The organism is Devosia sp. Z6_126 (genome assembly GCF_058133495.1).
Genome location: NZ_JBYUNO010000003.1, coordinates 629,467 through 642,370, shown reverse-complemented (window position 1 = coordinate 642,370; position 12,904 = coordinate 629,467). Strand labels below are relative to the sequence as shown.

10 protein-coding genes and 1 pseudogene are annotated in these 12,904 nt (G+C 64.7%); all 11 read left to right on the top strand.

Annotation, left to right across the window (positions count from 1 at the left end):
- Positions 1-166 precede the first annotated feature (166 nt).
- The 11 genes and pseudogenes from AC3YOG_RS15320 (at position 167) to AC3YOG_RS15270 (ending at position 12,694) form a co-directional block, all read left to right on the top strand.
- A complete protein-coding gene (locus tag AC3YOG_RS15320; RefSeq protein ID WP_172124378.1) occupies positions 167-1,273 on the top strand; it encodes an NAD-dependent epimerase/dehydratase family protein in 1,107 nt (368 codons plus the stop codon).
- Between the two features lie 38 nt (positions 1,274-1,311).
- A pseudogene (locus AC3YOG_RS15315) lies at positions 1,312-2,379 on the top strand (NAD-dependent epimerase/dehydratase family protein); the annotation flags it as partial.
- Positions 2,379-3,512 (top strand): glycosyltransferase family 4 protein, encoded by a 1,134-nt coding sequence (locus AC3YOG_RS15310; RefSeq protein ID WP_489935695.1) that lies wholly within the window; start codon positions 2,379-2,381, stop codon positions 3,510-3,512. The pseudogene AC3YOG_RS15315 and the gene AC3YOG_RS15310, both read left to right, overlap by 1 nt.
- A 9-nt stretch (positions 3,513-3,521) precedes the next feature.
- On the top strand, positions 3,522-4,652 hold the full coding sequence (locus AC3YOG_RS15305; protein ID WP_489935694.1) for a CgeB family protein: 1,131 nt from the start codon (positions 3,522-3,524) through the stop codon (positions 4,650-4,652).
- On the top strand, positions 4,649-5,740 hold the full coding sequence (locus tag AC3YOG_RS15300) for a CgeB family protein (protein WP_489935693.1): 1,092 nt from the start codon (positions 4,649-4,651) through the stop codon (positions 5,738-5,740). Before AC3YOG_RS15305 ends, AC3YOG_RS15300 begins: the two co-directional genes overlap by 4 nt.
- Positions 5,737-6,804, top strand: a complete 1,068-nt coding sequence (locus AC3YOG_RS15295; RefSeq protein WP_489935692.1) for a CgeB family protein — start codon at positions 5,737-5,739, stop codon at positions 6,802-6,804. The genes AC3YOG_RS15300 and AC3YOG_RS15295 overlap by 4 nt, the downstream gene beginning before the upstream one ends.
- A gap of 186 nt (positions 6,805-6,990) precedes the next feature.
- Entirely contained in the window at positions 6,991-8,598 is a 1,608-nt protein-coding gene (locus tag AC3YOG_RS15290) for an OpgD/OpgG family glucan biosynthesis protein (RefSeq protein ID WP_489935691.1), read from the top strand.
- Positions 8,588-8,725, top strand: a complete 138-nt coding sequence (locus AC3YOG_RS15285) for a hypothetical protein (protein ID WP_489935690.1) — start codon at positions 8,588-8,590, stop codon at positions 8,723-8,725. The genes AC3YOG_RS15290 and AC3YOG_RS15285 overlap by 11 nt, the downstream gene beginning before the upstream one ends.
- Positions 8,726-8,766: 41 nt before the next feature.
- Positions 8,767-10,524 carry a glucans biosynthesis glucosyltransferase MdoH gene (gene mdoH / locus AC3YOG_RS15280; RefSeq protein ID WP_489935689.1) on the top strand — a complete coding sequence of 586 codons (1,758 nt, stop codon included), beginning with the start codon at positions 8,767-8,769 and terminating at the stop codon, positions 10,522-10,524.
- The gene (locus AC3YOG_RS15275) at positions 10,511-11,740 is read left to right on the top strand and encodes an OpgC family protein (RefSeq protein WP_489935688.1); all 1,230 of its coding nucleotides are present in this window, start codon (positions 10,511-10,513) and stop codon (positions 11,738-11,740) included. The genes mdoH and AC3YOG_RS15275 overlap by 14 nt, the downstream gene beginning before the upstream one ends.
- Before the next feature lie 177 nt (positions 11,741-11,917).
- Complete coding sequence (locus AC3YOG_RS15270) at positions 11,918-12,694, top strand: SDR family oxidoreductase (RefSeq protein ID WP_489935687.1); 777 nt, start codon at positions 11,918-11,920, stop codon at positions 12,692-12,694.
- Positions 12,695-12,904: the final 210 nt, after the last annotated feature.

The following is a 12,904-nucleotide window of genomic DNA, read 5'->3' as shown; positions in this document are numbered from 1 at the left end:
TAAGTACATGAAGCTGAGGCAGCTTTGCTGCTGCGCTGGTTTCCTTGGCGGCGATTTTCCGGTTCATGCAGCCCTCAGGGTTGCCCGGTCGCCGCAATCGGGGGAAACTGGCTTTGGTTGTTCTTTTCTGCCGAAATCTCGGCGGATCTTCAAGCGTCAGGTGCACATGACTCACGTTCTTATCACTGGTGGTTGCGGCTTTATCGGCCGGTATGTGGCGCAGGAATTGCTGGCCAATAATTACCAGGTGCGCGTTCTGGACGCGATGATCGACCAGGTGCATGGGGATGCGGCAGCGCCAACCCCTGCCGGGGTCGAGGTGATCCGCGCCGATGTGCGCGACAAGGATGCGGTGAACGCGGCGCTCGAGGGCATCGACAGCGTCATCCACCTGGCCGCCGAAGTGGGCGTGGGCCAATCCATGTATGAAATCGCCCGCTATGTAGGGGGCAATGATCTCGGCACCGCGGTGCTGCTGGAAGCCATGATCGATCGCCCGATCAAGCGCATCGTCGTGGCCTCCTCGATGAGCGTTTATGGCGAAGGCGTTTATGTCGGCTCCGAAGGGCAGCGCTTCGAAAGCATTCGCCGCCGCGCCGCCAGCGTCAAGACCGGCGCCTGGAACCCCACTGGCCCCAATGGCGAAACCCTGACGCCCGCGCCCACCGACGAGCAAAAGCCGGTGGACCTGGCCTCGATCTATGCGCTGACCAAATATTCCCAGGAACGGCAGGTGCTGATCTTTGGTGAGGCCTATGGGGTCGACGCCGTGGCGCTGCGCCTGTTCAACGTGTTTGGCCCCGGCCAGGCGCTGTCCAATCCCTATACCGGCGTTTTAGCCAATTTCGCCTCGCGCCTCACCAATGGGCAGCCGCCCATGATCTTTGAGGATGGCGAGCAGCGCCGCGACTTCGTGCATGTGCGCGATGTGGCCCGCGCCTTCCGGCTGGCGCTCGAAGGGGCCGAAGCACCCGGCCATGTCATCAATGTGGGCAGCGGCAATGCCTATACGATCACCCAGGTCGCAACGCTCCTGGCCGAAGCCATGGGCGTGCCCCAGATCGCCCCAGACATCATGGGCAAGGCGCGCTCGGGCGATATCCGCAACTGCTTTGCCGATATCTCCAAGGCGCGCGAGCTGCTCGGCTTTGAGCCGCAGCATCGACTCGAAGATTCGCTGGGCGAGCTGGCGGACTGGGTGCGCGAGGCGCAGGCGATCGACCGGGGCGCCGAAATGAAGCGCCAGCTGGAGGAGCGGGGTTTGGTTTCGTGACAGCGAGCAAACCACTCAGCGCCAACCCAATGAGCAAGGCCCCTGCTGCCGGCACCATCGTGGTGGTGGGCGGGAGCGGCTTTGTTGGCTCCAATCTCGCCGACAGCTTTTTGCGCGATGGCGAACAGGTGGTGGTGCTCGACAATCTCAGCCGCCCCGGCGTCGAGCAGAACCTGGCCTGGCTCAAGCAGAACCATGGCGAGCGCGTGCAGCTGGCACGCGCCGATATCCGCGACCTGGCGGCCATCAAGCCCGTGTTCGCCGACGCCAAGGCGGTGTTTCACCTGGCCGCGCAAACCGCGGTGACGACGAGTCTTGTCGATCCGCTCGATGACTTCGAGGTCAATGCGCGCGGCACGATCAATGTGCTCGAGGCCGTGCGCGCGGCTGGGCACAATGCGCCGGTGGTGTTTTCGAGCACCAACAAGGTTTATGGCGGTCTCGAGGACATGGCCATGGCCGAAAGCGATGGGCGCTATCTGCCTGTCGACGAGGTGATGCGGGCCCGTGGCGTGTCGGAAGACCGCAAGCTCGATTTCTGCACGCCCTATGGCTGCTCCAAAGGCGTGGCGGACCAATATGTGCTCGATTACGCCAAGAGCTTTGGCTTGCCCACGGCGGTGCTGCGCATGAGCTGCATCTATGGGCCGCGCCAGTTCGGCACCGAGGACCAGGGCTGGGTCGCCCATTTCCTGATCCGGGCGCTCAAGGGCGAGCCGATTACGCTTTATGGCGACGGCAAGCAGGTGCGCGATGTGCTCCATGTCAGCGATGCCGTGGCCGCTTATCGCAGCGTGCTGAGCAATATCGGCAAGGTTTCGGGCCGGGCCTTCAATCTGGGCGGGGGGCCGCGCAATGCGGTCAGCCTCAACATGGTGCTGGCCGAAATCGAGCAGCTGGTCGGGCGCAAGGTCGAGATCGGCTATGGCGACTGGCGGGCGGGCGATCAGCTGTATTTCGTCGCCGATACCGGCCGGCTCGAAGCGGAACTGGGCTGGAGCGCGCGGATGGGCTGGCGCGAGGGGATCGTGGATCTGTGCAATTGGCTCGCGCCACAGCACGCCATTGCGGTGCCCAAGGCCAGCCAGCAGCGGGTGCGGGCATAATGGCCGAGGCAATCGGGGCCGCCAATGGCAACAGCACCGGGCCGCAGCCGCGGCGGGTGCTGATGTCGCTGGATGCCGTGGGCGGGGTGTGGCGCTATGCCATGGACCTGGCTTCGGCACTGCGCGAGCAGGGCTTCAGCTTTGTGTTTGCCGGGTTTGGGCCGGGGCCTTCAGTGGCGCAGGTTGAGGAGGCTCAGCGGCTGGGCACGCTGGTGTGGCTCGAAGCGCCGCTGGACTGGACCGCCCAAAACGAGGCGGCGCTGGATGGCGTGCCCGGGCTGATCGCTGCGTTGGCCGAAGAGCATCAGGTGGATCTGGTGCATCTCAACCTGCCCTCGCAAGCCTATGGGCTCAAACTGGATGTGCCGGTGCTGGTGGTGAGCCATTCCTGCGTCGTCACCTGGTTTGCCGCGGTGCGCAATGGGCCGGTGCCGCTGGACTGGCACTGGCAGCAGCGGCTCAACCGGGGCGGGTTCGACCATGCAGATGCGGTGGTGGCGCCGAGCGAAACCCATGCCGATATGCTGCGGCGCAGCTATGGCCCGATCAAGGGGCTGCAAGTCATCTATAATGGCGCCCATCCGACGCCGTCCGAGATCGACAAGGCGGAATTGGTGTTTGCCGCCGGGCGCTGGTGGGATGATGGCAAGAACGGGCGGGTGCTGGACCAGGCAGCCGCGCACACGGTGTGGCCGGTGGTGATGGCGGGGGCCAATAGCGGGCCGAACGGGCAGTTCCTGGCCATCGAGCATGCCGATCATCGCGGCGAGCTGACCCATGGCGGGGTCAAGGCGCTGATGGCGGAAGCGGCCATTGTCGCGTCGCCTTCGCTCTATGAGCCGTTCGGGCTGGCGCCGCTGGAAGCGGCGGGGGCAAGGGCGGCGCTGGTGCTGGCCGATATCCCGACCTATCGCGAACTCTGGGATGGGGTGGCGCTGTTTGCCGGCCCGCATGACCCCAAGGCCTTTGCCGACCGCATCAACCAGTTGGCGGGCGATCCCGCGCTGCGGGCGGAACTGGCGGCCAAGGGGCAGGAGCGCGCCCAGCGCTTCAGCGTTGCCGCGCAAGCGGGCGCGATGGGCGAGCTGTATCGCCAGCTGTTGTCGGCCGGTGCCGTTGCGGGCCGTGCCTAAGGATTTCTGATGCGTTTTGTTTTCTATACCCACTCGCTGGTTTCCGATTGGAACCACGGCAATGCCCACTTCCTGCGCGGGGTGATGCGCGACCTGGTCCGGCGCGGCCATGAGGCGCTGGCGCTCGAACCCGAGGATGCCTGGAGCCGGCAGAACCTGCTGGCCCAACAAGGGCCGGGGGCGGTCGAGCGCTTTGCCAGCGATTTCCCGATGCTGCGCTCCGAGCAATATGGCGCCGGGTTCGACCACGAAGCGGCGCTGGCCGAGGCCGATGTGGTGGTGGTGCATGAATGGACCGAGCCGGCGCTGGTGGCGCGGATCGGGGAATTGCGGCGCGATGGTGCGCCCTGGACGCTCTTGTTCCATGACACCCATCACCGCGCGGTTTCCGCCGAAGGCGATATTGCGGGGCTCGAGCTCGAGCATTACGACGCGATCCTCGCCTTTGGGGAAACGCTGCGCGAGCGCTATTTGCGGGCGGGCTGGGGCAAGCAGGTGTTCACCTGGCACGAGGCGGCGGACGATGCGTTGTTCCACCCCATGCCAGGGATCGAGCGGACCCGCGACCTGATCTGGATCGGCAATTGGGGCGACGATGAGCGCACTGCCGAGATCGCCAGTTTCCTTGTCGAGCCAGCGCGGCAGCTCAAGTTGACGGGCACGGTGCGCGGCGTGCGCTATCCGGAGTCGGCGCTCGCCGCGCTCAAGGCGGCCGGGCTCGATTATGGCGGCTGGATCGCCAATGCCGATGCACCGCGCGCCTTTGCGCAGCACCGCGTCACCGTCCATATTCCGCGCCGCCCTTATGTGCAGAACCTGCCGGGCATCCCGACCATTCGCATGTTCGAGGCGCTGGCCTGCGGCATTCCGCTGATCTCGGCGCCCTGGAGCGATGCCGAGGGGCTGTTCCGGGCGGGCACGGATTTCCTGTTTGCCCGCGATGGTGCGGACATGCAGCGCCTGCTGGCCGAAGTGCTGGCCGATCCCAACCGGGCGGCGGCGCTGGCCGCGGCGGGTCTCGAAACCATCCAGGCGCGCCATACCTGCCGGCACCGGGTCGACGAATTGCTGGCCATTTTGGGCCAGCACGGCACGGCCCGCGTTTCCAACCAACGTGCCCCGGGGGAGGCCGCCTCTTGAAAATCGCATTCTATGGCTCGAGCCTGCTGTCCGCTTACTGGAACGGCGCCGCCACCTATTATCGCGGCCTGCTACGGGCGCTGGCGGCGCGCGGCTACGACATCACGTTCTACGAACCCGATGTGTATGACCGCCAGAAGAACCGCGACATCGATCCACCGGAATGGTGCAAGGTCGTCGTTTATGAAGGCACGATCGAGGCGCTGAAACAAGCGGCCGCCCATGCGGTGGAAGCCGATATCGTGGTCAAGGCCAGCGGCGTTGGCTACGAGGACGATCTGTTGCTCAACGAGGTGCTGAAAGCCTCGCGGCCCGGTGCGCTCAAGATTTTCTGGGATGTGGATGCGCCGGCGACCCTCGCCGAGCTGCGCGCCGCGCCCGAACACCCCTTGCGCCGGGCGCTAGGGCAGATCGATCTGGTGCTGACCTATGGCGGCGGCGATCCGGTGGTTGCGGCCTATAAGGCGGTGGGCGCCAAGGAGTGCATCCCGGTCTATAATGCGCTCGATCCGCAGACCCATCATCCGGTGGCGCCCAATCCGCGCTTCACCGCCGATCTGGGATTTTTGGGCAATCGCCTGCCGGACCGCGAAGCGCGCGTGGAACACTTCTTCCTGGAGCCGGCGGCCCGCACGCCCGGCCAGCGCTTCATGCTGGGTGGCTCGGGCTGGCACGACAAGCCGATGGCCAGCAATATCAACTATATCGGCCATGTGCCGACGGGCGAGCACAATGCGTTCAATGTGACGCCCAAGGCCGTGCTCAATATTTCGCGCGAAAGCATGGCCAGCAATGGCTTTTCGCCGGCAACGCGCGTGTTCGAGGCGGCAGGCGCCGGAGCGTGCCTGATCACCGACTTCTGGGAAGGAATCGAGTTGTTCCTCGAGCCCGAAACCGAAGTGCTGGTCGCGCGTGACGGGCAGGACGTGGCGCAGATCATGGCAGCCCTATCTCCCGAGCGGGCGCAGGCGATCGGGCAGGCGGCGCTGGCGCGGGTGCTGCGCGAGCACACCTATGATCATCGGGCGGTGGAAGCCGACCGGATCTTCCGGGAGTATAGCGAGCGGGTCGGAGAGGCCGCCCAATGACCGAGCATTTCGATCTGGTCGTTGTCGGGCTGTCGCTGAGCTCGTCCTGGGGCAATGGGCATGCGACGACCTTCCGGGCGCTGTTGCACGGCGTTGCCGCCGAGGGCAAGCGCGTGCTGTTCCTGGAGCGCGACGTGCCCTGGTACGCCAATAACCGCGACCTGCCGGACCCGGACTTTTGCGAACTGGCCTACTACAGCAGCGTCGATGACCTGCTCGCGCGCTTTGGCCCGACGCTGCAGGCAGCCGATGCGGTGTTGGTGGGCTCTTATGTGCCTGAGGGCGTTGCCGCCATCGATGCGCTGTCGAGCCTCGGGCTGACGCGGTTCTGCTTTTACGACATCGACACGCCCGTGACCCTGGCCAAGCTCGACCGGGGCGACGAGGAATATCTGGCGCGCCGGCAGATTCCGCTCTTTGACATCTATTTCTCGTTTTCGGGCGGGCCGGTGCTGACGCGCCTTGAAACGGAATATGGCGCCAAGCGCGCAGAGGCCCTGTATTGCTCGGTGGATGCCAAGCGTTACGGGCCCACTGGCGCTGAGATGCGCTGGGACCTGGGCTATCTCGGCACCTATAGCCCGGATCGGCAGCCGACGCTGGAGCGGCTGCTGCTGGAGCCGGCGAGGCAATTGCCGGAGCGGCGCTTTGTGGTGGCAGGGCCGCAATACCCGGCCGAGATCGACTGGCCGGCCAATGTGGAGCGCATCGAGCATTTGCCGCCGGCCGAACATGCCGCGTTTTACAGCGCGCAACGCTTCACCCTCAATGTGACGCGGGCCGACATGATTGCGGCGGGTTGGTCGCCCAGCGTGCGCTTGTTCGAGGCCGCGGCGTGCCGCACGCCGATCATCAGCGATATCTGGCCGGGCCTGACCGAATTGTTGCCGGAAGGGGAAGCCATCGTGCTCGCCCGCACGAGCGACGATGTGATCGATGCGCTGGAATCGCTGAGTGAAGCGCAGCGCGAAGCCATGGCGGCGAAGGCCCAGAGCCTGGTGCTGGCGGGTCATACCGGAGAAGCGCGGGCGCGCGAATTGCTGGCGGCGCTGGCCTCACTGTAGCGGGCAGGGCAGCGCCTAGCTCACGAAACTGTGTCCTTCTTGCCACAGATTGGGGCTTGCAAACGGGTGTGACGGGTCCGCCCAAGTTATGCCGATGTTGCATATCATCCATGCGTCAACTTTTACGGCTATGCGCCATTCGGAATTTGCCGAAAGAGCATAGAGCCAAACCTATTGGGTACTGAGTTGACGCGTTCACGCCTTGAGCTGCCGAATCGACGCCATTTTCTGCACATCATGGGCGCCGGCCTGGCGCTCCTGTCGACGACTTCGCTTTCGAGCACGGCTTATGCCGCACTTGAGGAGCGGCAGGAATTTGCCTTTGATTTCGACGCGTTCAGCGCGCGCATGAAGGATATCGGCGCAGCCCCTTACCAGAAGCCGGTGTTCAACCTGCCGGAAAGCTTTACCGGGCTCGATTACGACGCCTATCGGCGCATCCAGTATCGTGGCGAGCGCGCCAAGTGGGCCGGCGACGACCACGGCTACCAGGTGCATGGCTTCCATCTGGGCTGGTTGTTTGCCGAGCCGATCCGCATCTACGAGATCGAAGGCGGGGTGGCGCACCCCATGGAATTCAGCGCCGACGATTTTGAGTACCACGATACCGAAGTGGATGCCGCCGCCCACGCCCAGCCATTCCCCGGCATAGCGGGCTTTCGCCTCAACTATCCGCTCAACCGCCCCGAAGCCTGGGACGAGCTGATTTCGTTTCTGGGCGCGAGCTATTTCCGCGCGCTGGGGCGGGACAATGTGTATGGGCTGAGCGCACGCGGTGTGGTGCTTAATTCCTGGGTCGAGGGGCCCGAGGAGTTTCCGCGCTTTTCCGAGTTCTACCTGCAAAAGCCACAAGGCGACGAGCCGCTGGTGGTTTATGCCGCGCTCGAGGGCCCGAGCCTTGCCGGCGCTTACCGCTTTGTGTTCACCCCGGCCAGCGACACCAACCAGGCCACGGCCATGGATGTGACGGCGCGGCTTTATTTCCGCGAGGACGTCAAGGAACTCGGTATAGCGCCGCTGACCTCGATGTTCCTTTATGCCGAAGCCAATCGCGCCGGCTTTGACGATTACCGGCCGCAAGTGCATGACAGCAATGGCTTGCTCATTGAGCGCGAGAACGGGGAAGTGCTGTGGCGCGCGCTCAGCAATACCGATGCGCTGGGCAATTCCTATCTGTGGGAAAACAATCCACGCGCGTTCGGTCTTTATCAGCGCGGCCGCGATTTCGAGACTTACCAGGATGCCGGCGCCCATTACGAGCGCCGCCCTTCGGTGCGCATCGAGCCAATTGGCAATTGGGGCGAAGGGACGGTCAGGTTGATCGAAATTCCTTCGACACTCGAGGTGGACGACAACATCGTTTCGTTCTGGATCCCGGCCGAACCCGTTGTGGCGGGGTCGGAACGCGAATTCAGCTACAAGCTGATCTGGGGCGATCTTGATCCGAGTGAAGACGCGCCAATCGCCTATGTCGCCGAAACCCGGGCCGGGCAGGGCGGGGTCTCGGGCGTCGCCAATGCCGCCAATCTGCGCAAATTCGTCGTCGACTTCAAAGGCGGTGAACTCGCCGGCATGCCCGAGGACGCGCGTATCGACGTGCTCGCGACCGTCTCGAGCGGCGTGGTGCGCCATTCCGCGCTGTCCAAAGTGCCGGCCAATGGCACCTGGCGGCTGGTGCTCGATATCGAGGCGGACGCTTTGAACCCGATGGAAATCATGGCCTATCTTGTGGGCTCCGGCCGCAAGCTGACCGAAACCTGGCTGTATCAGTGGAGGCCAACCCATGAAGTATGATGGCGACCTCTTCTTTGCCAGTGCCTTGCCTGACGCTCCCCTCCCCATGCCCAAGCAACAGCTGGAGCGGCGCCGCTCCTTGTTCCAGGCGCTCCGCAATGCCATAACTTCCTTCTCGTGGCTCTGAGGGGAACTGGCGCCTACCATGCGGTTCATGGCTTACCTGCGATGATGCGGCCAGTCCTGGTGCGGGGTCTGGCGCTCCTGGTTGCTGCCGGCTCCAGCTTGTGGGGCGGCTATCTTTTTCTCCAGTATACGGGCGCGGACGGCATTTCGGTGCTCGATCTGGTGCGCGTGGCGCTGGTGGGGCTGAGCGGGTTCTGGCTGGTCTGGGGCGCGACGGCGGCGGTGCTGGGCGTGTTCACGCCGGCGCGGCGGCCCGCATTTGATGCGCGCGCCAAGCCCAAGGGGCTGACCGCAATCCTGGTGCCGATCTATAACGAGGACCCCGTGGCGGTGTTCGCGCGCATTGCCGCGATGAACCGCAGCCTTGTGGCGCTGGGCATCGCGGACCGCTTCCATATCGCCGTGCTCAGCGACAGCAATTCGCTGGAAGCTGCGACGCAAGAAGCGGTGTGGTTCGAGCAGTTGATCCGCGAGCCTGGGGCGGCTGGGCGGATTTTCTATCGGCGGCGCCAAAACAATGTCGGCAAGAAAGCCGGCAATATCGAGGACTTCATTTCCCGCTCGGGCGCGGCCTATGACTATGCGCTGATCTTGGATGCCGATAGCCTGATGGAAGGGGAAACCATTGGCGAGCTGGCGCGGCGCATGGATGCGGACGCGAGCCTAGGGCTGCTGCAGACCGTGCCGCGCGTCATCAATGCCAGGACCCTGTTCGGGCGTTGCATGCAGTTTTCGGCCGGCTATCTGTCGCCCGCTTTTGCGCGTGGCGCGGCTCTGATGCAGGGCCGCGAAGGGCCCTATTGGGGGCACAATGCCATTGTGCGGGTGAGCGCCTTTGCCGCCAATTGCGGGCTGCCGGTGCTGTCGGGCAAGCCGCCGCTGGGCGGGCACATCCTGAGCCACGATTATGTGGAAGCCGCGCTGCTGTCGCGCGGCGGCTGGACCGTGATGGTCGATCCTGCGCTCGAGGGCTCCTATGAAGAGGGGCCGGAAAACCTCATCGAATATGCCAAGCGCGACCGGCGCTGGTGCCAGGGCAATCTGCAGCATTGGCGGCTGCTGGCGGCGCCAGGGCTGAAATGGTGGAGCCGGTTCACCTTTGTGCAGGGGGTCATGGCTTACATGGCTTCCCCGTTCTGGCTGCTGCTGCTGGCGGCAAGCATTATTGCAGCGGTGTTTCCGCGCCAGCCGATCGTGTTGCCGGCGCTGCCGCAGGCGACGGGCGGCATCTGGGGGCTGGGGCTTGCCGTGGCGCTGGTGCTGGTCCTGCCAAAACTGCTGATCCTCTTGCGTGGCATGGTGGACGGGCAGAACCGGCGCGTCGGCGGCACGGGCGTGGCCCTCTTGTCGGTGCTGGGGGAGATCGTGTTTTCCACGGTCCTCGCGCCCGTGATGCTGCTGCTGCAAAGCCGTGCCGTGGTGCAGGTGCTGCTGGGGATCGATGGCGGCTGGCCCGCCACCCACCGGGCGCAAACCGGGTTGACGCTGCGGCAGGCTTGGTCCGCAAGCTGGTGGATCGTGCTGACGGGGGTGGTGACGCTGGGGCTGACCCTGGCGCTGGCGCCCGGGGCGGCGCTCTGGCTGGCGCCTGCCATGCTGCCCGCGATCCTTGCGCCAGTGTTGATTGCCGCGAGCTCGCATGCCACGACGAAATCGAAACTGCCAAGGCTGTTCCGCACGCCGACCGAGCAGTGCATCACCCCTGTGATGAAGGAGCATGTGGCCATCATGGAGCAATGGCAGGGCAAGCCGGAAACGGACCTGACAGCGAGCAAGATCGGCCAGCATGTCCACGCTTGAGCCGGCGGTCAGCCGGACCCAGGCAGGGCACACCTTAAGGACCAGGGGCACTGCGAGCGGAGCGCTGGCGCGGGAGGCGAGTGCCCCGGCCAGCCGGCGCGATCCGCGGCTCGACATGTTCCGCGGCCTGGCGCTGGTGATGATCTTCATCAACCATGTGCCGGGAACGATCTACGAGAATTTCACCAGCCGCAATTTCGGCTTTTCCGACGCGGCGGAAGCCTTTGTCTTCATGTCGGGTTTGGCGGCGGGGCTGGCCTATTCCAATAGTTTTCGCACCGGCTCGTTCTGGGCGGGGCTGGCCAAGGTTTGGGCGCGGGCGCGCCAGCTTTATCTCGTGCACCTGACCATGACGGTGGTGACGCTGGCGATCTTTGCCGCGGGCGCCTTGTGGTACGGCCTGCCCAATATGTTGCTCACCAACAATGTGGCGGCGCTGTTCAAGCAGCCGCTCGGGGTGATGATCGGCATTCCGCTGCTGAGCCACCAGCTGGGCTATCTCAATATCCTGCCGCTTTACTTCGTGCTGCTCCTGGCGACGCCAGCGCTGCTTTGGGCCGGGCTGCGCAAGCCGCTCTGGGTGATGGCGGGCTCGGTGCTGGTCTGGATAGTGGCGGGGCAGTTCCGGCTCAATTTCCCCAGCTATCCCGCCCCAGGCGGCTGGTTCCTGGGGCCGCTGTCCTGGCAGATCCTTTTTATCGTCGGCTTGCTTTCGGGCGCGGCGATGAAAGTGGGGGAAAGCTTTGTGCCGGCCAACAAGACCTTGTTCCGGGTGGCGCTTGGCTTTGTGCTGTTCGTGCTGCTGTGGGCGCGCATTCCAGCGCTGGCGGAAGCGGGGCGCGGGGTGTTGGGGGCGCTGAGCCGGGCCGGGCTGCCGTTCTACATCACCTGGTTCGACAAGACCTATCTGGCGCTGCCGCGGCTGCTGCATGCCCTGGCGCTGTTTTATGTCTTTGCCTGCCTGCCCTGGACCCGACAGATCGCGGGGTCGCCCTATGCCGCGCCCTTGCGCTGGATGGGCCAGCAGGGTCTTGCGGTTTTTGCCACCGGCACATTGATCAGCATGGCGCTGCAAACGATCAAGACCGGGGTTTCGCCCGATCCGCTGCTGGATGGGGCCATGTTGCTGGCGGGCCTGGCCATGCAATTGCTGCTGGCCTGGACGCTGGTGCAAACAGCCAAGCTGCGGCGCCGGTCATCACCTGCTCCCGCCTGAGTTCTTGGCGAAAGCCGCCGCCGCAGCCTGAGCTCTTGCGCAGCGAATTTCTCGCGGCGGGTGCAAAAGACGCTTTCACGCTCCCTGATCGGCCGTATATCACCGCGCGTGCAGAACGTTGATTGCACCGGCACCTATGGCCGCCGGTTTCGCGCAGACCAGATGGAGATAGCAGGGATGACGCAGGCTTTCTTGGGGCTCGGGGGCAAGACGGTGCTGATTTCGGGCGCTGGGGGTGGCATTGGCCGGGTACTGGTGGAAAAATTCGCTGCAGCGGGCGCGCAGGTGGTTGGCGCCGATCGCGACCTGGGCATGCTGGAAGGCCTGCCGCTCGCCGCTCGCATCCTCTTTGACCAGACCGATTCCGCGGGCACGCGCCAGGCCGTCCAGGCGCACCTGGCGACCAATGGCGTGCCCGATGCGGTGATCGCCAATGCCGGCTACACCCGCGCCGAGCATTTCGGCCAGCTCGATGATGCGGTTTGGGCCAGCGAAATGGCCATCAACCTCAATGGCGCTTATGCACTGGTTGACCCCATCGCTGCTGGCATGGCCGAGCGGGGCGCGGGCAATGTGGTGTTGATTTCCTCGGTCAACGGGCTGCAGCATTTCGGCAATCCGGCCTATGCCGCGGCCAAGGCCGGGCTAATCGCCTATGGCAAGGCCATCGCAGTGGAACTGGGTGCGCGCGGTGTGCGCGCCAATGTGGTGGCGCCCGGCTCGGTGCGAACGGCTGCCTGGGACCATCGCCTCCATGCTAACCCGCATCTGCTCGACAAGGTGCTGCCGCATTACCCGATGGGGCGCATGGTGGTGGCCGAGGAAGTGGCCAATGCCGTGCTGTTCTTGGCTTCGGACGCCGCGTCAGGCATTACCGGCGTCACCATCCCCGTGGATGGGGGCCTGACTGCCGGCCACTACCGCTTCATCAAGGACGTGCTCAATACGCCATAAAGCCAGGGGCCGGTGCCCGCCCTGACTAGCTCTTTTGACGCAGGTTCAGCCCTTCCACCGCAGCATTGAGTGGGGGCTGCGTCCTATTTAAGCCCAGGTGTGTGCCGCATACACTTCTCCTGGACGCCCCGTCGGGGTAACTAATGGCCAGGTGATGCGTCGGCGGCTTGGCGTATGCATGGGAATTTGAGTTGATCTTGGCGCTTTTGG

Excerpts from the sequence above, each read along its gene's own strand:
- AC3YOG_RS15320 (WP_172124378.1), top strand. The coding sequence starts at position 167 with ATGACTCACGTTCTTATCACTGGTGGTTGCGGCTTTATCGGCCGGTAT.
- AC3YOG_RS15275 (WP_489935688.1), top strand. The coding sequence starts at position 10,511 with ATGTCCACGCTTGAGCCGGCGGTCAGCCGGACCCAGGCAGGGCACACC.
- AC3YOG_RS15285 (WP_489935690.1), top strand. The coding sequence starts at position 8,588 with ATGAAGTATGATGGCGACCTCTTCTTTGCCAGTGCCTTGCCTGACGCT.
- AC3YOG_RS15305 (WP_489935694.1), top strand. The coding sequence starts at position 3,522 with ATGCGTTTTGTTTTCTATACCCACTCGCTGGTTTCCGATTGGAACCAC.
- AC3YOG_RS15270 (WP_489935687.1), top strand. The coding sequence starts at position 11,918 with ATGACGCAGGCTTTCTTGGGGCTCGGGGGCAAGACGGTGCTGATTTCG.
- mdoH (WP_489935689.1), top strand. The coding sequence starts at position 8,767 with ATGATGCGGCCAGTCCTGGTGCGGGGTCTGGCGCTCCTGGTTGCTGCC.
- AC3YOG_RS15310 (WP_489935695.1), top strand. The coding sequence starts at position 2,379 with ATGGCCGAGGCAATCGGGGCCGCCAATGGCAACAGCACCGGGCCGCAG.
- AC3YOG_RS15295 (WP_489935692.1), top strand. The coding sequence starts at position 5,737 with ATGACCGAGCATTTCGATCTGGTCGTTGTCGGGCTGTCGCTGAGCTCG.